The organism is Terasakiella sp. (assembly GCF_048267425.1).
Lineage (GTDB): Bacteria > Pseudomonadota > Alphaproteobacteria > Rhodospirillales > Terasakiellaceae > Terasakiella.
The window spans coordinates 516,671-538,573 of the sequence record NZ_JBLWXN010000002.1 but is presented as its reverse complement, the minus strand read 5'-3'; the positions used below and the strand labels follow the sequence as shown (position 1 = coordinate 538,573).

25 protein-coding genes are annotated in these 21,903 nt (G+C 47.4%); 17 read left to right on the top strand and 8 right to left on the bottom strand.

The window, feature by feature from the left end; all coding sequences use genetic code 11:
• Positions 1 to 26 precede the first annotated feature (26 nt).
• Together acnA and ACN0VA_RS05740 are read left to right on the top strand one after the other, a co-directional pair.
• Complete coding sequence (acnA, locus tag ACN0VA_RS05745; RefSeq protein ID WP_417820221.1) at positions 27 to 2,702, top strand: aconitate hydratase AcnA; 2,676 nt, start codon at positions 27 to 29, stop codon at positions 2,700 to 2,702.
• Between the two features lie 23 nt (positions 2,703 to 2,725).
• The gene (locus ACN0VA_RS05740; protein WP_417820220.1) at positions 2,726 to 4,120 is read left to right on the top strand and encodes a class II fumarate hydratase; all 1,395 of its coding nucleotides are present in this window, start codon (positions 2,726 to 2,728) and stop codon (positions 4,118 to 4,120) included.
• Positions 4,121 to 4,177: 57 nt separating this feature from the next.
• On the opposite strand, the gene ACN0VA_RS05735 is transcribed toward ACN0VA_RS05740, so the two are convergent.
• The 3 genes from ACN0VA_RS05735 to ACN0VA_RS05725 form a co-directional block, all read right to left on the bottom strand.
• Positions 4,178 to 4,585, bottom strand: coding sequence for a hypothetical protein (locus ACN0VA_RS05735; RefSeq protein ID WP_417820219.1), 408 nt, complete (start codon positions 4,583 to 4,585; stop codon positions 4,178 to 4,180).
• A gap of 134 nt (positions 4,586 to 4,719) precedes the next feature.
• Complete coding sequence (locus ACN0VA_RS05730; protein WP_417820218.1) at positions 4,720 to 5,337, bottom strand: transglutaminase-like cysteine peptidase; 618 nt, start codon at positions 5,335 to 5,337, stop codon at positions 4,720 to 4,722.
• A 150-nt stretch (positions 5,338 to 5,487) separates the two neighbouring features.
• Positions 5,488 to 6,255: a PhoH family protein gene (locus ACN0VA_RS05725; protein ID WP_417820217.1), complete on the bottom strand. Its 768-nt coding sequence runs from the start codon at positions 6,253 to 6,255 to the stop codon at positions 5,488 to 5,490.
• A gap of 400 nt (positions 6,256 to 6,655) precedes the next feature.
• Between ACN0VA_RS05725 and ACN0VA_RS05720 the strand changes: the two genes are divergently transcribed.
• The 4 genes from ACN0VA_RS05720 to folD all read left to right on the top strand — a co-directional run bounded on the left by ACN0VA_RS05720 (position 6,656) and on the right by folD (position 8,774).
• Positions 6,656 to 7,168: a hypothetical protein gene (locus tag ACN0VA_RS05720; protein ID WP_417820216.1), complete on the top strand. Its 513-nt coding sequence runs from the start codon at positions 6,656 to 6,658 to the stop codon at positions 7,166 to 7,168.
• Between the two features lie 91 nt (positions 7,169 to 7,259).
• Positions 7,260 to 7,559, top strand: coding sequence for a YggT family protein (locus ACN0VA_RS05715; protein WP_417820215.1), 300 nt, complete (start codon positions 7,260 to 7,262; stop codon positions 7,557 to 7,559).
• A complete protein-coding gene (locus tag ACN0VA_RS05710) occupies positions 7,559 to 7,885 on the top strand; it encodes a DUF167 domain-containing protein (protein WP_417820214.1) in 327 nt (108 codons plus the stop codon). Before ACN0VA_RS05715 ends, ACN0VA_RS05710 begins: the two co-directional genes overlap by 1 nt.
• Positions 7,878 to 8,774, top strand: a complete 897-nt coding sequence (gene folD / locus ACN0VA_RS05705) for a bifunctional methylenetetrahydrofolate dehydrogenase/methenyltetrahydrofolate cyclohydrolase FolD (protein WP_417820213.1) — start codon at positions 7,878 to 7,880, stop codon at positions 8,772 to 8,774. Before ACN0VA_RS05710 ends, folD begins: the two co-directional genes overlap by 8 nt.
• 61 nt (positions 8,775 to 8,835) lie before the next feature.
• On the opposite strand, the gene ACN0VA_RS05700 is transcribed toward folD, so the two are convergent.
• Entirely contained in the window at positions 8,836 to 9,000 is a 165-nt protein-coding gene (locus ACN0VA_RS05700) for a YqaE/Pmp3 family membrane protein (protein WP_417820212.1), read from the bottom strand.
• 168 nt (positions 9,001 to 9,168) lie between these two features.
• Between ACN0VA_RS05700 and ACN0VA_RS05695 the strand changes: the two genes are divergently transcribed.
• The 5 genes from ACN0VA_RS05695 (at position 9,169) to ACN0VA_RS05675 (ending at position 14,122) form a co-directional block, all read left to right on the top strand.
• Positions 9,169 to 9,843 carry a response regulator gene (locus tag ACN0VA_RS05695; RefSeq protein WP_417820211.1) on the top strand — a complete coding sequence of 225 codons (675 nt, stop codon included), beginning with the start codon at positions 9,169 to 9,171 and terminating at the stop codon, positions 9,841 to 9,843.
• Positions 9,827 to 11,161, top strand: coding sequence for a histidine kinase dimerization/phospho-acceptor domain-containing protein (locus tag ACN0VA_RS05690; RefSeq protein WP_417820210.1), 1,335 nt, complete (start codon positions 9,827 to 9,829; stop codon positions 11,159 to 11,161). Before ACN0VA_RS05695 ends, ACN0VA_RS05690 begins: the two co-directional genes overlap by 17 nt.
• 70 nt (positions 11,162 to 11,231) lie before the next feature.
• Positions 11,232 to 13,163 carry an LTA synthase family protein gene (locus ACN0VA_RS05685; RefSeq protein WP_417820209.1) on the top strand — a complete coding sequence of 644 codons (1,932 nt, stop codon included), beginning with the start codon at positions 11,232 to 11,234 and terminating at the stop codon, positions 13,161 to 13,163.
• A 142-nt stretch (positions 13,164 to 13,305) separates the two neighbouring features.
• Positions 13,306 to 13,815, top strand: a complete 510-nt coding sequence (locus tag ACN0VA_RS05680; RefSeq protein ID WP_417820208.1) for an EndoU domain-containing protein — start codon at positions 13,306 to 13,308, stop codon at positions 13,813 to 13,815.
• 13 nt (positions 13,816 to 13,828) lie between these two features.
• The gene (locus ACN0VA_RS05675; protein WP_417820207.1) at positions 13,829 to 14,122 is read left to right on the top strand and encodes a hypothetical protein; all 294 of its coding nucleotides are present in this window, start codon (positions 13,829 to 13,831) and stop codon (positions 14,120 to 14,122) included.
• Here ACN0VA_RS05675 and ACN0VA_RS05670 read toward each other — a convergent pair.
• Together ACN0VA_RS05670 and ACN0VA_RS05665 are read right to left on the bottom strand one after the other, a co-directional pair.
• Positions 14,119 to 14,931, bottom strand: a complete 813-nt coding sequence (locus tag ACN0VA_RS05670; RefSeq protein WP_417820206.1) for an aminotransferase class IV — start codon at positions 14,929 to 14,931, stop codon at positions 14,119 to 14,121. The two genes, ACN0VA_RS05675 and ACN0VA_RS05670, sit on opposite strands and share 4 nt — an antisense overlap.
• A complete protein-coding gene (locus ACN0VA_RS05665; protein ID WP_417820205.1) occupies positions 14,928 to 15,503 on the bottom strand; it encodes an anthranilate synthase component II in 576 nt (191 codons plus the stop codon). The genes ACN0VA_RS05670 and ACN0VA_RS05665 overlap by 4 nt, the downstream gene beginning before the upstream one ends.
• A gap of 73 nt (positions 15,504 to 15,576) precedes the next feature.
• Here ACN0VA_RS05665 and ACN0VA_RS05660 point away from each other — a divergent pair, with 73 nt between their 5' ends.
• From ACN0VA_RS05660 to ACN0VA_RS05635, 6 genes are all read left to right on the top strand, one after another.
• Entirely contained in the window at positions 15,577 to 16,032 is a 456-nt protein-coding gene (locus ACN0VA_RS05660; RefSeq protein WP_417820204.1) for an ankyrin repeat domain-containing protein, read from the top strand.
• 313 nt (positions 16,033 to 16,345) lie between these two features.
• The gene (locus ACN0VA_RS05655; protein ID WP_417820203.1) at positions 16,346 to 17,464 is read left to right on the top strand and encodes a cytochrome b/b6 domain-containing protein; all 1,119 of its coding nucleotides are present in this window, start codon (positions 16,346 to 16,348) and stop codon (positions 17,462 to 17,464) included.
• The gene (locus tag ACN0VA_RS05650) at positions 17,461 to 17,877 is read left to right on the top strand and encodes a DUF1924 domain-containing protein (RefSeq protein WP_417820202.1); all 417 of its coding nucleotides are present in this window, start codon (positions 17,461 to 17,463) and stop codon (positions 17,875 to 17,877) included. The genes ACN0VA_RS05655 and ACN0VA_RS05650 overlap by 4 nt, the downstream gene beginning before the upstream one ends.
• Before the next feature lie 24 nt (positions 17,878 to 17,901).
• Positions 17,902 to 18,375, top strand: coding sequence for a diheme cytochrome c (locus ACN0VA_RS05645; protein WP_417820201.1), 474 nt, complete (start codon positions 17,902 to 17,904; stop codon positions 18,373 to 18,375).
• 51 nt (positions 18,376 to 18,426) lie between these two features.
• Positions 18,427 to 18,939 carry a helix-turn-helix transcriptional regulator gene (locus ACN0VA_RS05640; protein WP_417820200.1) on the top strand — a complete coding sequence of 171 codons (513 nt, stop codon included), beginning with the start codon at positions 18,427 to 18,429 and terminating at the stop codon, positions 18,937 to 18,939.
• Positions 18,940 to 18,967: 28 nt separating this feature from the next.
• Positions 18,968 to 20,245 carry an adenylate/guanylate cyclase domain-containing protein gene (locus tag ACN0VA_RS05635; protein WP_417820199.1) on the top strand — a complete coding sequence of 426 codons (1,278 nt, stop codon included), beginning with the start codon at positions 18,968 to 18,970 and terminating at the stop codon, positions 20,243 to 20,245.
• 74 nt (positions 20,246 to 20,319) lie between these two features.
• Here the strand turns inward: ACN0VA_RS05635 and cysK are convergent, their stop codons facing one another.
• Complete coding sequence (cysK, locus tag ACN0VA_RS05630) at positions 20,320 to 21,297, bottom strand: cysteine synthase A (RefSeq protein WP_417820198.1); 978 nt, start codon at positions 21,295 to 21,297, stop codon at positions 20,320 to 20,322.
• 130 nt (positions 21,298 to 21,427) lie between these two features.
• Positions 21,428 to 21,883, bottom strand: a complete 456-nt coding sequence (locus ACN0VA_RS05625) for an RrF2 family transcriptional regulator (protein WP_188664427.1) — start codon at positions 21,881 to 21,883, stop codon at positions 21,428 to 21,430.
• Positions 21,884 to 21,903: the final 20 nt, after the last annotated feature.

The following is a 21,903-nucleotide window of genomic DNA, read 5'->3' as shown; positions in this document are numbered from 1 at the left end:
AGAGACCCGCAAAAGAGAGGTGGCACATGCCCCAATATGGTCAGGATACATTAAACACCAAACGTACATTGACGCTTGGTGAGACAGAATACAGTTATTTCAGCTTGAAAGCACTGGCGCAAAAAAGTGGCGCGGATATTACCCGCTTGCCTTTTAGTTTAAAGGTTTTGCTGGAAAATCTGTTGCGCTGGGAAAATGGTAAGGATGTTCATGTTTCTGATATTGACCAGCTTGAAAAATGGCTGGATCAGGCATCCTCGAACTGTGAAATCGCCTTTCGACCCGCGCGTGTTTTGATGCAGGATTTTACCGGTGTTCCTGCGGTTGTTGATTTGGCCGCCATGCGCGATGCAGCGGCAGAACGTGGGGATAATCCGGCAGCGATTAACCCGATCTGTCCGGTTGATCTGGTGATTGATCATTCCATTATGGTGGATGATTACGGTCATGCCCAATCGCTGAAAATCAATGAAACACTTGAATTTAAAAGAAACCGCGAACGTTACGAATTTTTACGTTGGGGGCAGCAGGCGTTTGAAAACTTTCGGGTGGTGCCGCCGGGAACTGGCATTTGCCATCAGGTAAATCTGGAATACCTCGCCCAAGTTGTTATGACGCAAGATCAAGGCGAATTACTGGCCTTTCCCGATACATTGGTCGGGACCGATTCCCATACCACGATGATCAATGCGCTGGGTGTTTTAGGCTGGGGTGTTGGCGGGATTGAAGCCGAAGCCGCCATGCTCGGTCAGCCCGTTTCAATGGTTTTACCCGATGTGGTTGGTTTTAAGCTGAGCGGACGATTGCGCGAGGGAACAACGGCAACCGATCTGGTGTTGCGTGTGGTGCAAATGCTGCGTGAACGCGGTGTTGTCGGTAAATTTGTTGAATTTTATGGCCCGGCACTGGACCATCTTCCCTTACCGGATCGTGCGACCATTGCCAATATGGCACCGGAATATGGCGCGACCTGCGGCTTTTTCCCCATCGACGGGGAAACAATCCGTTATCTGAACTTTACATCGCGCCAACCCGATCAGGTGAAATTGGTTGAAGCTTATGCCAAAGAACAAGGCTTGTGGCGAGAAAGCGCCGGGCCTGACCCGATTTATAGTGATACGCTGGAATTGGATTTGGCAACTGTGGAACCGAGTCTTGCCGGACCAAAACGTCCACAAGACCGGATTGAACTTTCCGGTGTTGCGGCTTCTTTTGATCAAACGCTGCAGGAACTTGCCAGTCAGGACAAGCCACGCAGCGTAAAGGTACAGGGACAATCTTACAGCCTGCATGACGGTGATGTTGTGATTGCGGCGATTACATCCTGTACCAATACATCTAATCCCAGCGTGATGTTGGGGGCAGGGCTCGTGGCGCAAAAAGCTTTGGAAAAAGGATTAAAAGTCAAGCCGTGGGTCAAAACATCACTGGCCCCTGGTTCACAAGTTGTAACCGATTACCTGAAGGCTGCAGGTTTGCAAGCACCGTTGGACGAGTTGGGTTTCACATTGGCGGGATATGGTTGTACAACCTGTATTGGGAATTCCGGTCCCTTGGCAGCCCCGATTGGCAATGCGGTGCAAGAAGGTGATCTTGTTGTGGCTTCGGTCCTGAGCGGGAATCGCAATTTCGAAGGCAGGATCAACCAGCATGTCAAAGCCAACTATCTGGCCTCGCCCCCCTTGGTGGTGGCGTATGCGCTGGCCGGGACAACGCGTCTTGATCTGGTGAATGATCCGATTGGGGAAGACCAACAGGGGAATCCCGTCTATTTGAAAGATATCTGGCCGAGCAATCGGGAATGTGACGATCTTATTCGTGATATTTTAACACCGGAAATGTTCCGCTCACGTTATAGCGACGTGTTTACAGGCCCCCAAAGCTGGCAAGATATTGCAGTCAGCAAGACCAAAACCTATCACTGGAAAAGTGAGTCGACTTATGTGCGTAATCCGCCGTTCTTTGAAGCCGGGCAATCGGTTGAAATTGACAATATTGAACAGGCACGCGCCTTGTTGATACTGGGGGATTCTGTCACAACCGATCATATTTCCCCTGCCGGTTCGATTGCCAAGGACAGTGCCGCTGGGCAGTATTTAATAGAACAGGGTGTGAAGCCGGCGGATTTCAATTCCTACGGATCGCGTCGTGGCAACCACGAAGTTATGATGCGTGGCACATTTGCCAATATCCGTATCCGCAACAAGGTGGCACCGGGCACCGAAGGCGGTTGGTCCAAACACCAGCCTGATGGCACGGTTATGAGTGTTTTTGACACCGCCATGAAATACCAGCAGGAAAAGACTCCGTTGATTGTTCTGGCCGGTCGTGAATATGGCACCGGATCGTCACGCGACTGGGCCGCCAAGGGCACGCGGTTGTTGGGGGTGAAGGCGGTTATTGCGCAAAGTTATGAACGTATTCATCGCTCCAACCTTGTGGGGATGGGGGTTCTGCCCTTGCAGTTTATCAGTGAAACAGCCTTGGCAGATATGAACCCGGATGGTACCGAATTGTTCGATATCCGAGGGCTGGACAGCCAGTTGGTTCCGTCACAGGACCTTGAACTGGTTGTGACACGTGGGGATGGCAGTACAAAAACGTATGGCCTGCGTTCACGTATCGATACAAAGGAAGAAGCGGCCTATCTGCTTAAAGGCGGTATTCTGGAATATGTTCTGCAAAATCTAAGCAAGAAATAATCCGAAAGGATGGGGAGGTACGAATGAGTGGTAAAACCGAGATGCGGGTTGAGCGCGATTCCATTGGGGAAATTGAAGTCCCTGCGCAACGATATTGGGGGGCACAGACACAACGTTGTCTCAGCAATTTTGATATCGGATGGGAGGGACTGCCGTCTGTGCTTATTCGTGCCTTTGCCTTTCAAAAAATGGCGGCGGCACAAGCCAACATGAATGTGGATGTCCTGGATGAACGCCGAGGCGACGCGATTTGTCAGGCGGCATGGGATGTCTTGGATGGAAAATTGTCCGAAGAATTTCCCATTCGTATCTGGCAAACCGGATCCGGGACACAAACCAATATGAATGTAAATGAGGTTCTGGCCTCGCGCGCAAACGAGATTTTATCGGGTAAACGGGGAACCGATGGCGAGGTTCACCCCAATGATCATGTAAACCGCAGCCAATCTTCCAACGATAGTTTTCCAACTGTGATGCATATCGCGATTGCCTTGCAGACACATGACCTTTTGTGGCCGTCACTGGATCAACTGCATAAGGCCTTACTGGAAAAGGCGGATGAATTTGACGGAATTATGAAGGTGGGACGCACACATTTGCAAGATGCGGTTCCAGTATCCTTAGGTACGGTTTTTGCGGTTTTTGCCCAACAGGTTGCAACAGGCAAAAAACGCTTAGAGGAAGCTTGGGAACGATTAATGATTGTTCCGCAAGGGGGAACGGCTGTGGGTAATGGGGCAAATTGCCCCCCCGGTTTTGTCGATTGTTTTATCGAACATATCCGTAAGCTCAGCGGGTTTGAATTTTGTGAAAATCCACTACCAATGGAAGGTTTGGCAACTCATGATGCGTTGGTCGAATTTTCGGGACAGTTGAACGCGCTGGCAGTCTCGCTTAATAAAATCGCCAACGATATCCGTTTGCTGGGTTCTGGTCCCCGATGTGGCATTGGGGAGTTGTTGCTTCCTGCCAATGAGCCGGGCTCGTCCATCATGCCGGGCAAGGTTAATCCGACACAGGCCGAAGCCCTGAGCCAGATATGTGCGCAAGTTATGGGCAACCATGTGTCGGTGACTGTGGGCGGTGCGCATGGGCATTTTGAACTGAATACTTACAAGCCGTTGATCGTCTATAATATCCTGCAATCTGTCCAGTTATTGGCAGACGGGATGCGGTGTTTTACCTCCCATTGTGTGGAGGGAATAAAGGCAGATGAAGACCGCATTCAACAACATCTTGATCAAACCTTGATGATGGTGACGGCATTGGCCCCGACAATCGGCTACGAACGGGCGGCAGAGGTTGCAAAAAAAGCCCATAGTGAAAAGACCAGTATCAAGCAAGCCGCTTTGGCTTTGCAGGTGATCAGCGAAGAAGATTTTGATCGCCTGACATCCTTGGAAAACTGGTTGAAATAGAAAAAGGCCGGACTACGAAAATGTAGAACGGCCTTTTTTCAATCGTAAAATACGGGATTATTTTACCAGATGATATTTGTTATCTGAATCATCGAGAAAATAATTTGGTTTGGCAATATTGCTGATGAGCGGGCGATCATCCATTTGACCTGCTGCCGTTTCGACTTGGCTGGGGTCAAATTCAGTGACGACCAGCTCGTAACCGTTTTCGGTAAGTTCTGCACCTTCTTGATAAGAATTCAATTGAATGGTCCGGGTAATGCGGGCACTGCCGGTTTTATAACTGGTGTCATAATCGACATGAACGGTGCGTTCATAAGCTGCGGGGCCGCTGTCTGTATTGTAAAAACCCGGTTTCCAAGTTTGGGAATATTCAGTGATAGTTCCGGCTTGCGCAGCCCCAGCGATAAGGGCGACACCGAAGGCAAAAGAAGTGGCAAGAACGGACTGGCGAAGGTTTAACATTTTATGTTCTCCTGATTTCAATAACGTGTTGTTTGTCTCGGAAATCAAAATAGGAAGATGTCTGATCACTTGCAAATCAGCCTTACGTGAGAAAATACTCACATAAAATCACGAGAATGTGACAGAGAAAAAAATCATAAAATGGGTCGCCATAATCCATGTTTATTGACAGCATAAACAAGATTGTATTTTTCGGCGTATTCTTGATCCTGAATAGGGTGATCGATGGTGTTATCCAAAATAAGGAAAGAGCCGTCTGTCCGCTCAATACCTAGACAGGCATGGGCTTGAGTGCTGTTTTTTTGCATGACGCCCAGCAGGAACATATCTTCGCTTGGAAACCCTAATTGTGCGAGCAGGTTATATTTTGCCAGCGCATAATCTTCGCAATCTCCGCCGTTTTGGACAAAGTCTGCGGGGTCTGTCCAGATATCTGGACGCCCATAACGGGTCTGATCACTGATATACGGCGTTTGATTGATGTCCGTGTTGATCTGTATGATCTGAAGCGAGGCGGGTAGTTGGCTATAATGGTGAAGATTGAAGGTGTCTGGCGCTGTTTTTGAGGAAAGTCGATCAAGATAGTTGGCTTTTTCTTTTCCCCAGCGGTGGTTCTTGTCCAGATAAAGTTGACGCCCGAAAAACGTTCGGCTTGGTTCCCGCCCTTTTGCCAAGCTTGGCCCCATACAGGTCAGCAAACTTCCTGTGCAAACGAGTGAGGCTAAGAATGTGCGGCGTGAAAACTCTTTCATGGGCACCTTTGTTTTATAAGAACCTTTCCTTTATACAGAAAACACGTGCCTGAAGCAACTTGACCCTAAGTTTAGACTCTTTTGAATATAAAATGCCCCGCCTTGATTTTCAAAACGGGGCATTCAGGCTGTTGGAAAAGGAGCGATCGGTTAAACCACGGTCAGGATACTGGCGACCAATGGGTGACGTACAATATCGCGATCTTTCAAGCGGATCGTTGCAACATCTTCGAGTTGTTCCAGCTTATCGGCAATGTCTTTTAAACCGGAAATACCGGGTAACAGGTCGCTTTGGTCCGGGTCGCCGGTCAAAACCATTGTGGAATTCCACCCCAGTCGGGTAATGAGCATTTTAATCTGGCCGTAAGTGCAATTTTGCGCCTCGTCAATGACGACAAAGGCGTTGTTCAGCGTGCGTCCGCGCATATAACCAACAGGGGCAAGTTCAATTGTGCCGTTGCTCATCATTGCTTTTAGCCGCTTGTTGCCAAGGCGATCCGTCAGCGCATCGTAAAGCGGGCGCAGGTAAGGCGCGAGTTTTTCTTCCATATCACCGGGCAGGTAGCCAATACTTTCCCCAGCCTCAACAGCGGGACGGGACAGGATGATGCGTTCTATTTTTCCGGCGTCCAAGGCTTCGACGGCTTTTGCGACGGCAAGATAGGTTTTGCCGGTGCCCGCCGGACCAAGGGCGACAACCATGTGGCGCTCGTCAATGGCTTGCATCAGTTGGGCTTGATTGTCACTTCTGGGGCGAACATTTTTAACGTATTTTTGATCCCTCGGAGAATCGGGCTGGTGGGAACCGAGCGGATCCCATGCTTTTTTGGTCATTTCCTGCTCTCTTTGATGGTCGTCGAAAAATAAAGCTCTGACATCGGCATCGACTTTGGCGGATTTGCGTACGCGTTTACCCATGTGTCTCTCCTAACAGCTTGGATAATGCCCATAAAAAAAACCTCACACAAGGCGTGCAAGGCGAAAGGCATTTTTGACGTGGAATGTCCAGAATGGAAAGAGTGTCAGTCGGACCCGGCGACGACGCAGCCTCCAGAAAATCTGGCGGGGCCATCTTACGATCGGTTGATATAGACAACCTGAGAAGCTGCATATGCATCTCCTTGAATCCGTCTGCAATAGAGGGATTCTAACGTGCGACTCGGCAAATTCCTAATGGTTTTTTTGCCTGTCAAAAAATTATAATAAAAAGAATCACTTATTCTTTCGTATAGGTCGATTGTTCGGGGGGAAACACTTCCCATTGTGGGGATATTGGATTAAATATGAAATTATTGGGTTAATTTGGAAGGACCATAGAATGAAGAAAGTATTGGCTGGTTTGGCAACCATTCTCGGCTTGGTGGCCTGTGGCGAGGATGCCCCCTATGGATCCATAGAAAAATTTTCCGCACGCGACAGTATGGAACCGTACTTTTTTACGGCCACCTCTCGAGGTCCGCTTTTGGTGGATATACATGGTTCCTACCCCGGTTTTGAAGGAACCGATGTTGTGAGCGCCATTACCAAGGGGATGGAACGCGGGATGCAAACGCGTCCCTTTAAAGCAACAACGCGCATGGAAGAGGCAGAATCACCAGCCTATCGTGTGATTTGGGTCATCGCCCCGCCTAAAAATTATAATGCCAATCGGATATGTAAAGGCGACATCCCGCAAAGTGTGCTCGGCGATAAGGCAACGTTTGCAATCGTCTTTTGTGTGGATGATGAAGTCTATCGCAACATGTCTGGCTGGATGCATAAGGATTTTGATGCCACCTCGGAACATTTTACAAAGTTTGTCGGTGTGGTGACGCGCGATTTGTTTAAATAGATCGTGCAAAGATAAAAAACGCAGACTTGCGAATATGGGCGGCTCGGTATAGGGTTTGCCCAAATGTAATAGGATATTTAAAGGGATCTTGATGGACGTCGTACTCGTACCCCTGTTTCAAGTGCTTCTGGCAATTTTGAATATATACGAAATAATTGTGGTTGTGACGGTTGTGATGAGCTGGTTGTTCCATTTCAATGTCATCAATTACAGCAATCAGTTTGTGCGGATGATATGGGATATCTGTTCCAAGTTGACGGAGCCGCTGTTGTCGCGTATTCGTCAATTCTTGCCGGATATGGGCGGGATTGATATTTCGCCGATCGTTTTGTTGCTGGTTGTCTTTTTCCTGCAAAGCGTCGTTCAGCAATTGATGTTTAAACTGGTTTAATGGTCGGCGCTTTTTTTAATGAAGTCACCGACGGCCTTCTGTTGCGCTTGAAATTGACACCGAAGGCGAAGAAAACGGCGATCAATGCGATTATGGAAGAGGCGGACGGAACAGTTGTCCTGAAGCTATCTGTAACCGCAGCGCCGGAAAAAGGGAAAGCCAATGCCGCCTTGATCAAATTTTTGAGCAAGGAATGGAAATTGGCGAAATCGGATATGGAACTCACCGCCGGGGAACTGTCCCGGCACAAAACGTTGTTGTTGAAAGGCGAGCCAAGCGTCTTGAAACAACGCCTATTAGATTGGATGAAGCAGAACAATGTCTGACGCAAAAATCATTGATGGTAAAGCCTTTGCACAAAATGTGCGCAAACGTGTCGCCAAACAGGTGGAAGAGCTGAAACACTACGAAAACCTGACGCCCGGTCTGGCGGTTGTTTTGGTGGGCGAGGACCCTGCAAGTCAGGTCTATGTGCGCAACAAGGTGAAGCAAACCGAAGAGTGCGGCATGAAGTCGCTGGAATATCGCCGTGATCCCGATATTTCCGAACAGGAACTTCTGACCTTGGTGCAAAGCCTGAACGAAAACCCCGAAGTTCACGGTATCTTGGTTCAGTTGCCCCTGCCCAAACATATCAGCGAAGAAAAAGTGATCGAAGCCATTGCCCCGGAAAAAGACGTGGATGGGTTTCATGTGATCAACACAGGCTTGCTGGCAACCGGATCGAAGGATGCGATGGTTCCTTGTACACCGCTGGGCTGTTTGATGATGCTGAAAGATTATTTCGGCGGCTCACTGTCCGGGAAACGCGCTGTTGTTGTCGGGCGTTCTAATATCGTCGGCAAACCGATGGGTGCCTTGTTGTTGAATGAAAGCTGTACGGTAACGACCGTTCATTCCCGCACGGTTGATATTGAAGAAGAATGCCGCCGCGCCGACATCTTGGTTGCCGCTGTTGGTCGCGCGAAAATGATCAAGGCAGATTGGATCAAGCCGGGTGCTGCGGTGATTGATGTGGGGATTAACCGTATTGAAACCCCGGAAGGCAAAACCAAACTGGTTGGCGATGTGGACTTTGATGACGTTGTCCAAGTTGCCGGTGCCATTACGCCAGTTCCGGGCGGGGTTGGGCCCATGACTATTGCATGTCTGCTGGCCAATACAGTCACAGCAGCATGTCGTCAAAACAAGATCGACGAACCCAAAGTCGATTAAGCGTAAATACATTTGAAAAAAAGCGGCTGACCTGATTTCAGGGAGCCGCTTTTTTTTTATGTTAACCTTTGTTTTTAACCACCAGCCACAAGGCATGGATCATGCCTGGGAAGAAGAAACACAGGGTTAAAATAAGGTTCAGCCAAAAATGCAAGCCAATGCCAACTGTCAGGAAAGCAGCCAGCGGCGGGATGAAGATGGCGATGATAATGCGAAGAATGTCCATGTAACGGCCTTTGTGTTCTTATCTTTTTCGATAAAGGGAATGTTGCAGGCAAGAACAAATTTTGCAAGTTCATAATTTATTTTTGACGGGTCATTTGTAAAAAAGGAAAGCGGATGTGCTGGTTTATAGGGACTATTTGACGTTATAGTGTGCCGGAGGAGCAAAAGAGTGCGTGTTTTACTTGTAGAAGATGAAAAAGGTCTTGGGCAGGCGATCAAAGAGCATGTTGCTGATGAAGGCCATGCTGTTGATTGGTTTATGACCCTTGTGGATGCGTCTGCCAGTCTTGCTACGACACAATATGATCTTATTTTGCTGGACCTCATGTTGCCCGATGGTCGAGGGATTGATTTTTTAAAAACCCTTCGACGATCTGGGGGGCAGGTTGGCGTGATTATTCTGACGGCGTTGGATCAAATTTCTGATCGTATTGAAGGGTTGAATGCCGGGGCAGATGATTATTTGGTAAAACCTTTTGATCTGGGTGAACTCAGTGCCCGGATAACAGCAATGCAACGTCGTTTGAATATGACGGGACCAGTTGCATTAAAAATAGGGGAACTTTCCATCGAAATTGACCATAAGCTAATTTCTTGTGGTGAGCAGGCAATTGATTTGAGCGCAAGGGAGTGGGCCGTTCTGGAAAGGTTACTCCGCAAAAAAGATGCCATTGTTTCCAAAGTGCAAATTGAAAATTGCCTCTATGAATATGGTGCGGAAGTCGAAAGCAATACTGTTGAAGTCTATATCAGTCGCTTACGTAAAAAAATTGGAAAAAAATATATCGAAACACTGCGCGGTGTTGGGTATCGCTTCAAAGTGACAGATGATGAAATCAAATAGCCTAAAGAAAAAGCTGATTTTATATATAACGCTGAGCGTTACCATGATGTGGTTGATTGCAACAGGCGTATCCGTTTCAATTTTATTTCAGGAAATGGCGGAGACGTTTGACAGTTCTTTGGAAAAAACAGCGCAACGCTTGTTGCCTTTTGCGGTTGCGCAGCTTCATCAGAAAAATGGGGACGGTTCCGTAGAATACGATGTTGCGTCCCTTCCTAATCAAGATGATGAATATTTGCGCTATCAGGTGCGTGATGACAATGGGAACGTTCTTTTGCGTTCTGACAATGCACCATTGACGCCGTTCTTAATTGCGCTGACACCGGGTTTTGCAGATACGCCCGATTACCGTTTTTATACAAAAACCACTCCGAACAAACAGATATTTGTTCAAGTTGCTGAACCCAAGGAAGAACGCTGGGAAGCAATTGTTGATAGTGTTAAGGGGCTGTTATTTCCTATTCTGTTGCTTGTTCCGCTGGTGGGGCTGATTGTTTTTTGGGTGGTTGATAAAGTCCTGGCCCCTTTGATTTTGTTGGGTCGGGAAATTAGCCAGCGCGATGCGGGTAATTTGGTTCCCTTTCAACATGAAGACTCGCCGCAGGAACTTTTATCTATTCTCCATTCTTTAAATGCTCTTATGATCCGCATCCAAAAAGCGATTGCGGCCGAACGGAACTTTGCATCCAACAGCGCACATGAATTAAGAACGCCGATAGCAACCAGTCTTGCCCAAACACAGCGTTTAATGGCAACGAGCCAAGATGTTAAGACCCAAAAACGTGCGCAGGAAATCGAGTCCAGCCTTAAACGTCTACAAAGGTTATCTGAAAAATTGCTTCAATTGTCGCGTGCGGATGCCTCTGTTTTGCAAACGGGGGACAGATCGCAGGTCTATCCCATTCTGTTGATGATACGAGATGAATTAAAACAAGGAAGCAATAAGGCGCGTTCCATCGAAATCATTGAGGATAAAACAGTTGATCTGTTTTGGCCTGTGGATATGGATGCAACGGCTATTATTTTACGGAACCTGCTGGAAAATGCCTTGCGTCATGGGGCGTGCGATATACCGATCGTGATTTTTTGCGATGATGAGAACGCGCTTCATATTCAAAATGATTGTGATGTTTTAGCGCCTGAGAAATTGGATATTTTGACACATCGTTTTGAGAGAGCTAGCTCACAAGCTGATGGATCTGGTCTGGGATTGGCAATTGTCGATGCGTTTATAAAAAATGGCGCAGGGCATTTAGACCTCTTTTCACCAAGGATAGGGCATGCCAGCGGTTTTGAAGTTGTTGTAAAATTTGAATAGCATTCAGCTTGCTGTCAGGTAGATCAATCACAATGCCTCCAAATTTTACTTTAATTTGGAAGAATTGGGCATGCACAATCAAGACAGCCGTAATCACGCCATTCATTTCTGGATTGCGTGTTTTGTTATTTTTACTTTAGTGAACGCAGTTGTTCGTTGCGTTCTTGTCGGCATGTCTTTGCCACAAGCTCAATATTTCAGCATGCAAACGATAGCGGCCCTGTTGATGGGTGCTGTGAATGATGTTGCGATTGGTGTGCTCTTAAGCTCCGTCTTTTTTGTTGGATTGCATCTTTTGAAAAACTTTTGGAATAGAATTGTCGGTAAAACGGTTGCGATTGCTCTATTCCTTTCGACCTTAATCGTGTTGAATTTTACGGCATTGGCAGAGGTTATCTTTTGGAATGAATTTGATAGCCGTTTCAACACCACAGCGGTTTATTATCTTATTTTCCCGCGTGAAGTTTTGGGGAATATCAAGGAATCATTTGATCTGTCGCTTTTATTACCGCCGGTTTTTGTCGGGGCAATTGTCCTGTTTTTCTTAATGAAGCGAAAGTTTTTTGCCGCCCTGAATGACAAGGCTTCTTTAGCGCAAGTGAAGAAACCCGTTTTGCTGGCAGGTATGTTGGCGTTGGTGTCTGCACTTTATATCTGGATGGCACCGGTTTATTCATTTGAAAGTCGTCAGCTTAATCAAATTGCGGAGTCTGGTTATCATACTTTTCTCGCCTCGTTGATCCACCGTAAAACCGAATATCACGGGATTTACCCCGGTTTGGCTGCAAATGAAGCGCAACAAACTTTGCAATCGACACTCGTACAACAGAACACGGCATTTCTATCGCAAGAAAAGATTAAGAAACCAACTTTGCGTCATGTGACACCCGTGCACCCCGTACAAAAAAAGAACGTTGTGCTGGTGATCGAAGAATCTTTTGGGTCTGTCTATTACGATGATATGGGGCCGAAGGTAGCACAAATGATTTCGCCAAATTTGCATAAAATTGCGGAAAAAGGCATGTTCTTCAGTAATATCTATAGCACAGGTGATCGCACGGTTCGGGGGTTGGAAGCCCTGTTGACATCCTTTGCACCGATCCCCGGCATTTCAACAGTGCGACGACCTGAACATGATCAGATGTATTCTTTGCCGTGGGTTTTAGGGAACAAGGGGTACGAGACGGCTTTTCTTTATGCAGGACATTCCGGGTTTGACAATATGCGTCAATATTGGGACAGCATTGGTTTTCATCATGTGTGGGAACAAGATGATATTAAAGATCAGGGGTTTACAACAGTTTGGGGTGTTGCTGACGAATATCTGTTTAAAGAAGCCCTGAAACGAATGGATGAACATACCAAAAAGGATAAACCGTTCTTTTTAAGTATGCTGACCACAACCAATCACCGACCATTCGTGTATCCCAAGGGACGTATTCAGGCTAACCCGGATGATAAGCAACGTGAAAATGCAGCAGCCTATGCCGATTGGTCTTTGGGACAGTTTATTGAAAAAGCAAAAAGCCATGATTGGTTTGACGATACTATTTTTGTGATTATCGGCGATCATGGCCCTAAAGTTTTTGGTCATGAAACAGTGCCCATACAAGCCTTTCGCGTGCCTTTGGTTTTTTACGCGCCGGGCGAAATTGTGCCGTCTCGGCATAACGTAACCGGTTCCAGTCTGGACGTTGCGCCGACATTGCTGGGCTTGCTGGGTCTTGAATATGACAGTCCGTTTTTTGGTCGGGACTTGCAACTGGTTCAAGCAGATGATGGGCGGGCGAGCATGTCTTACAATTTCACGGTTGCTTATGCGCAGAATGATGAAGTAACCATTTTAAAACCGAATGGCCCGAGTGAGGCTTACCGTATTGCCAAGGATCATCTCAGCCTGAAACGTGAAGATCATGTGCCGTTGGAGCTTGAACGCAAGGCCATTGCACAAACGCAAACAGCGTATGACATGTTCTATTCTCATAATTATCACTTCAACTAGACCTCTTTTTAGAACTCGGACATCTGATTCATAAAGATAAAGCACGCGTAATAACTTTATTAATATTTTAAAATAATATTATAAGATGTATATCTATTTCACGTTTACGTGCGTATTGTAGATAGTGATATCGGAGGGAATTATGAAAAGAAGCCTGTTCGGCCTTGTGGCATGTTTATTGGTTGTTATCGGCTTTTCTGCGGCGTTTGCGGATAGTTGCAGTGTTGTCAATCATACGGTTTGGAGTAGCACCACACCGAAATTAAATTTAACCCATGTTTTTGACGGCGAGATTAATAAAAAAGGTAAAGCCGTTGGGTTTCATTCTCGTTTCGGTGGTAAGGATCCGGCAGGGGCCCGTGTTGTAAAGGTGACCGCCGGTCCGAACGCAAAGGGGCTTTATACGGCGGATATTGAGGTCTGTAATGGACATAGCTGGAAGGGGAAATTTAGCTCTTTCTTCCCGGATGCGATGAACCAGCAGCAGGTGACGGATTTGATTTTAAAGGCGCATCAGGCCGCAGGAAATCCGATGAGCGGAAAATGGGGGGCGACAGTGGACGGCATCACCGTTAACGGGTATATGTGTCCGGATAATTCCAAAACCTGTCCGAAAGGCGCGATTAATACCGCCTATCCGGTCTATAACTAAATCAAGGTGGCGTATGAAACTTTATCGTGACGAACAAAATATTCCGCGCGTTGAGGCGGAGCCGGAATTCGCCATTTTGGCAGAATTTTTGGAAGACGATATTCAAAGCGATAAAGTTTCTGCCATTGAATTGCTGAATTTTTTGGAAAAGAAAAGAGGCGAACGTGTCGGGAATGCGTTTTGCGCAACATTTGATGATCAAAATGTGACGATTGAATGCTTGTTCGACGACAGCAAGGCGCAATCTTATACCCGCAATATTTTCTTTCAGGCAGTTGAAGCCTGGATCGTTTTTATCAACGATTAAAGGTTCGCGCGGAGTTTTTCTGTCCAAACCTGATCGGGGATTTGCAACCCGTCGATTTGGTGAACGGGACGAATGCCGACCAATGAATTGGTGAGAAAGGCCTCGTTGCAGGTTTGAATAATCCCGATCCCGATCGATCTTTCATGTGTGTTTAACCCCAGCGTTCGCGCCGTTTGCAAGACATGGGCCCGCATAACACCGGGCAGGCAACCGTCTTCGATCGGCGGTGTGTAAAGCGCATTATTTTTGATAAAGAAAATATTGCTGACACTGCCTTCGGCAATATGCCCTTGTGTATTTAAGAGCAAGGCTTCGTCCGCGCCTTTTGCCACGGCTTCGCGAAGGGCAAAGATATTATCAAGGTAATTGAGGCTTTTGATCCGGCTGGTGGGATTGAATTCGTTGCGCCGCATGGTGACCAAGGCCAATTTTGCACTGGGGAAATGGTCCGGTACGTCACTGGCACTGAGTAAGACCTGTGGTGTTATTTCCAAAGGCGGCAGCAGTCCGCGCGGGCCACTGCCCCGGCTGATGGTCAGGCGCAAGGCGGCCCGTTTGTCTTTGAGTTGGCAGGCCGTCAAAACATCATCAATTGCTTTGCCGATCTCATCTGTACTGTAAGGAAGCGGGATATCCATCACATGCGCGCTTTCATGTAAGCGCGCCATATGGGCGTCAAAACGGGCGACTTGCCCCTGTTGGGCCAGCATGGTTTCAAAAAAACCGTCCCCGAGGGTGAACCCCCGGTCTGTTGCTTTGATCGCGATGCCGTCCAGTGGGAATAATTCGCCGTTAAACCAGGCAATCATGTCATAATCCCCGCAAGTTTAAGAAAGTTTTTCAACAGGTCGTGGCCTTGTTCCGTCAGGATGGATTCCGGATGAAACTGTACGCCCCATAAAGGGCGTGTTTTATGGGAAAACGCCATGATTTCACCATCCTCGCTGGTGGCATCAATAATCAAATCACTGTGTTCTGGAATAGTGATGCTGAGGGAGTGATAACGTCCAACGACCAGTGGATTAGCAAGGCCGTCAAACAGGCCTGTGTTGTTATGTGTAATCCGGCTGGGTTTCCCATGAACAGGTTTTCCGGCGCGTTGTACGTGTGCTCCACAGGCTTGGGCAATAACTTGGTGACCCAGACAAACGCCCAACATGGGAATGTTTTTTTGATAAGAATTGACGAGGTTCAAGGAAATGCCTGCCTCATTCGGGCCACATGGTCCCGGTGAAAGAACGATGGCTTGTGGGTCCAGTTCTGCGATTTCGTCCAACGAAATTTCGTCATTGCGCACGACGCGGGTATCTTCGTGAAGCTCACGAAAATAGCGCGATAGGTTATAGACGAAAGAATCGTAATTATCGATCAGCAGGAGCATCGGTTTCTTTCATTCGGATAAGACGCTACAAAGGCGTTGTATATCATTTTTTAAAAAGGCAGTGGATACGAAAATGCTTAAGCGCGTTTCAATTTTTTTAATCTTTATAATCGGTCTGACGATTGTAATGGCAAATTTCTACAAAGATGCGGGATTGCATGTTGCTGCTCACTTCGGTCAATATGATCAAGTAATGGAACTGTTAAAAGATCCGAACATCAATGTGGATGAACGCGATAAATTTGGTGGAACGGTCTTAAATGCCGCCATTTGGCAAGATGATATCCGTATCATCAAGGCCTTGGTTGACTATGGGTTTGATATAAATGCGCGTGGGACCGAGACAGGTTACACGCCCCTGCATGATGCCGTTAAAGCCGAAAATAAAGAGGCACTGATTTACTTGTTGGAAATTGGTGCGGACCCGCACATTAAAGATAATCAGAATATGGATGCGATGGAATTTGCCCGTGAAGAAGAGGCAACCAAATACATGGCCATTCTGGAACCTTATTATAACGCGAAATAAATTAGAGCATGCTTCTTTTAATTTGAACCGTAAGCCAGCTCTAAATTCTTAGTTTCACGCAAATGCGTCGTCGCGATCTAAAAAGATTGCTCGGGATTTTCTCTCGTTTCCCGCCACGCCCCTTTGGGGCGTGTTTAAAGCGCCACCCTTGGTAAATGAAGGGTTGGCGCTTTTTTTATGCGCAAAAAAACGTTTAAAAACAATCATAAACTAAAGTCATAGAACGCCCAAATATGGATTGGGTTGATTGTGCAGTGTGGGAAATGGGGCCACGTTGAGGCCACGAAACACAAATTGCACAAGGAGATGAGCCATGGCGCTCATTGAACAAAATAAGATGCCGAAAGAAGACGCCGTTATATGGGATTTACCTTTACGGTTTTTTCATTGGGCGATGGTGGGGGTGGTCGCCATTGCGGCCTTGACAGGATATCTGTTTGAAGGCTGGTGGCTCAACATTCATGTTTATGCCGGTTATGCCTTGTTGTGCCTGTTGCTCTTCCGTCTCGTCTGGGGATTTATGGGCAGTTATTACAGCCGATTTCATCATTTCCCCTTGGCCCGTGGCGAGGTCGTTGCACATATCAAAAGCCTGTTGAAAGGTCGATCTAAAGAGTATGTCGGGCATAACCCGGTTGGGGCATGGATGATTGTTATTCTGCTGTCGACCCTTGTGCTTTTGGTCTTAAGTGGTCTTTTCGTTTGGGGTGGGCAGGAAAATAGTGGCCCGTTGGCCTCCGTTGCCAGTTACGGTATCGGTAAAGCCAGTGAAGAAGTTCACGAAGTTCTGGCAGGCCTGTTGATGGCAGCAATTGCTTTTCACGTTGGCGGTGTGCTGGTTGAAAACTTTATTTTTAAGCATCCTTTGATCAAGGCGATGATTACCGGGCGCAAAGAAGGTGTGATTGCACAAGGTCACGTGCGTGTTGCGCATTCCGTGTTGGGGATCGGCCTGTTTGTTGCGATTGTCTGCGGTGTTGCCCTCTGGGTGAATGCGGCGCAAGGCCCCCGTTTTATCGGGGCACAAAATGCGACTTATAGACAAGAATGCGGGGATTGCCATCTGGCTTATCATCCGAGCATGCGCACAGGCGATAGCTGGCAAAAAATGCTGTTGAGTTTAGAAAACCACTATGGCGAGGATGCCAGCCTGACACCTAAAAAGCGTGCGGAAATCTTGGCTTACCTGCAAGAAAACAATGCAACCACCTTTGATACCAAGGTGGCCCATAAAATTGGACAGGTTGAAACGGCATCCCTGCGCATGACCGATACGCGTTATTGGCAAAAGAAACATGATGATTTCAAACCCGCAACTTTCACCCATGCAGAAATCGGATCAAAGGTGAACTGTAATGCCTGCCATCAGGATGCAGCCGATGGACGTTTCAGTGAAAGTGCAATCAAATTACCGAAAGGCGTTAAAAAATGAGAAAGATGATTTTCACCCTGTTGGGCGTAGGTGCCTTGCTTGGAACCAGTTATGCGGCACAGGCCAATTCTGTGTTGATCCTCGAAGGCTATCAGGCGCAAGCTCAAATGGACGATCCGGCCTTTCGTGAGTTTTCTGCAGAACGTGGACAAGAATTCTTTTCACAAAACCATACGGGTGGCAAACCGCAAACACCATCTTGCACAACGTGTCATACATCGGACCCGAGTGGTGTGGGACAGACACGGGCGGGCAAAACGATTGCCCCTTTGGCAATTTCCAAAACACCGGATCGATATAGCGATTTTGAAAAAGTGGAAAAATGGTTTCGTCGCAATTGCACCAGCGTGTTGGGACGGACCTGTTCCGCCCGTGAAAAAGGTGACTTCATTACCTTTATGAAAACGCGTTGAATTTTTTAGAACAAGGAGTGAGATATGTTGAAAGTAAAAGCCCTTTTATTGGGCGGTGTTTTTATGATGTCGCAGTTTTCGGTCGCAATGGCGGATGAACGTTATCGTCCGATCGATAACCCGGTTGTCGAAAAAGAATGTGGATCCTGTCATATGGCGTTTCAACCGCAAATGATGCCGAAACAATCCTGGGAGAAAATCATGGATGGTTTGGATGATCATTTTGGCGAAGATGCGAGCTTAAGCGCGGATGTTAGTCAGGAAATCCGGGATTATCTGGTTGCTAATGCTGCCGATGCCGGTTGGTGGAGCGGTAAATTCATGCGCGGTATAAAGGATGGAGATGCACCGTTGCGTATTACCGAGATGCCTTATTGGGTCCGTGAACACAGAAAGGAAGTTCCTGCACGGGCATGGGATGACCCGAGAGTTAAAACAAAAGCCAACTGTGAAGCCTGTCATCGAGGGGCAAAACTCGGCTATTATGATGACGATTGAGTGAAAGCACCGTATATTAGGGATTGGTAGGAAATAAACCGAAATGGCGCTATGAAACCGAATAACAATAAATTCGAAGTCCGTTCACTCATCTTTTCTTTTATCGTGATCAGTATTTGTGAAGCCTTCTTCCTGTTGGATGTCTTTGCCGATTTCTTTCGGTTGAATATTGATACGCTTTGGATTGAACATGAGCAGATAGAACTATTTTCGGCCCTTACACTGGGATTATCGATGATCGTTATTGCAATCCAGATTGTGAGGTTGTTGCGGCAAAATCGTCAGGCCCAAGATACAATTGATGTGGCATCAGGGGAATTGTGGGGGGTCATTCAGCGCCATTTCGATATGTGGAAATTCTCTCCATCCGAACGTGAAGTTGCTCTTCTTTTAATCAAAGGCATGTCCACTCAGGAAATTGCCGATATCCGCGATACCAAGATCGGCACAGTCAAAAGCCAGACCAGTGCCATATATCAAAAAGCAGGTGTGAAAGGGCGCAATGAACTTGTGGCCTATTTTGTGGAAGACCTGTTGGCTGGCGAATGTATGTTTGGGCAGTAAATCAAAAAATATGGGAGGGGAAGATTAGATGAATAGGAAAGAAGTTTCATTTGAAGCACCTTATCCCTTGCAAGTGCGTTTTCGAAAAATCGTTTTACCTGCCTTGTTGTTTTTAACCGTTGTCATTGGTTTTTTAATGAGCAATGGCAGTACATGGTTGATCCAAAAAATCTATTTGGAAATTTCTGAAAACAGAGCCGGAATTATTGATCGCGCGTTGCAAGGAGAAGATCAGGCCGCCTGGAACGATCTTCAAGTAAGTGAAAATCCGTGGGATGTTTTTAAGGACGATAAAGGCCGCCATCTTCTTGAGTCTTTAAGGGGGGAGGTTCAGGAGCTTGGGTTATCTCATTTAAAAATATATGGTCAAGGCGGATTGTTGCTTTATTCCAGCGAAGAAGACCAGATCGGCAAGTTTGATCCCAGCACAGGCTATCGATCTGCGCTGAACGGGCAACGCAACTTGATTGAAAAACAGGGGGCGGATGGGACCAAGCTTTATGAACTTTATGTGCGTGCGCCGGAAAATACGAATGATATCGTGATGGAACTGTATGAGCCGGTGAATTATCTGGATGCCATTTCGATGGAAGTCATTATTCCGGCGACGATTGTACCCGTTGCGGTTTTGGTTTTATTGGGTTTTGGCATGAACACATTGGTTGGGCGCGCGCAAAAGGATATTAATTATCGGACCGACCTGTTAGGTGAATTTCGTATGCGCCTTCAGGAACTCTTATCGGATGAGGCTGTCCACACCTTGCGCGCGGCAACGGGAAAAGGGGCGCTGACCTCCAAGCGGGTCAGGGCAACAATTTTATTTTCAGATATTCGTGGTTTTACGGATTTTTGTGAAAATGAAGCCCCGGAACGTGTCGTAGAATTTCTTAATCAATCTCTGGGATTGGTGATCAATGCGGTGCGCCAACAGGGCGGGGATGTCGATAAAATGATTGGTGATGCCGTCCTGGCGCATTTTCAAGGCGAGGATGCCGCTGATCGTGCCTTAAAGGCGGCACAGGAAGCATTGGAGCAAATCAAGGGTGCCAAGTTAGCCAAGCAAACCGGGATCGGTATTTATAGCGGTGATGTTGTTATAGGAACGATTGGGGCGGCAAACCGTAAAGATTTCACCGTCATTGGCGACAGTGTCAATGTGGCGTCCCGTCTGTGTTCTGCTGCAAAAGGCGGGGAGATTGTGATCGACGAGAAAAGTTTGGCAAGTTGCGACTTCAAGGGCACAAGCCATTTGGAAACGATCAACGTCAAAGGCCGCAAAGATCCGTTGAATATCGCACGTCTGTAGAATGTAGCAATGTTTCTCAGTAAAAAGGCCCGCCTTGTAATGGACGGGCCTTTTCATATTCATGGACGTTTTGATTAGTCGCCGACGATACCGTCAAACAAAGCTGTAGAGAGATAACGTTCTGCAAAGGAGGGCAAAATAACCACGATGTTTTTGCCGGCCATATCATCACGTTGCCCCAGCTCCAAGGCAGCGGCTAACGCAGCACCGGAAGAAATGCCAACGGGAACGCCGTCTGTTGCTGCAACTTCGCGCGCGGTTTGAAAAGCGGTTTCATTGCCGATTTTCAGGATTTCGTCAATCAGTCCGGTGTTGAGAATATCGGGGATAAAGCCCGCGCCAATCCCTTGAATTTTGTGCGGACCGGGAACGCCACCGGACAGAACCGGGCTGTCTTCGGGTTCAACAGCGACCAGTTTGATATTCGGGTTTTGCTCTTTTAAGGCAGCGCCGGTTCCGGTGATGGTTCCACCTGTACCGACACCTGAGACCAGCACATCAACTTTGCCATCTGTATCCGTCCAGATTTCATGGGCGGTTGTGCGTTTATGAATAGCCGGGTTTGCGGCGTTTTTAAATTGTTGCGGCATGAAGGCATCAGGCAATTCCTTGACCAGTTCTTCTGCGCGGGCAATGGCACCGGACATGCCTTTTGCAGCCGGTGTCAGTTCCAGCTCCGCCCCCAGAAGAGCCAGCATTTTGCGGCGTTCCTTGGACATGCTTTCCGGCATGGTCAGGATCAAACGGTAACCGCGAGAGGCACATACAAACGCCAACGCAATACCCGTGTTCCCAGACGTCGGTTCAACCAGAACAGTGCCTTCCTTGATTTTACCTGCGGCTTCTGCCGCTTCGATCATGGCAAAACCGATCCGGTCTTTGACCGAGTTCAACGGGTTGAAGAACTCGCATTTGCCGAGGATATTTGCCTTGACGTTATGGGCTTTGGCGAGACCGGACAGTTTCACCAGCGGCGTAGCACCAATGGTATCGATAATGCTATCGTAGATTTTACCACGGGTCGGGGCATCAGATGCGAATTGCTCAGACATATTGACTCTCTTTGTTCGGTTATATTCCACTATCTAAATGTATGGTGTTGGCAAGCGGGCTTGTCAACTCAAAGATAGTTTTAAACTGTAAAATTACCAGTATCACAAAATAGTTATGTGTATTGAATAATCAGATGGTGAAATCCAGATTTTGACGGCCTTCGCTCACAAGCCCAGCGAGGTTTGCGCGTGTACATAGGTCATCGATGCTGACTTCATCCAGTTGTTTCATCAACTCTTCCTGCATTTCCATCCAGACCGGACGCACGACTTTGTGGCCGAGTTCTGAACCTGCGGGATCATTGAGGGGATCGTCCGCCGTTTCCATCTTTCGAACGATACGAACAATTTCACCAACCGTGATGCGACGGCGTTCCCGAGCGAGACGATACCCGCCACGTGGACCACGTACACCAACCAGAATTCCTTCACGAACCAGTTGCTGGAGGCCTTGTTCCAAATAACGCCGTGGAATACCCTGACGGCGGGTAATTTCCCGGCTTTGGACTGGCTGACCACCGCTGTGGTAGGCGATATCCAGTACAGCCTCGATCGCAAATAACATTTTCTTAGACAAACGTAACATCCTACTTTTTCCGCTTAAAT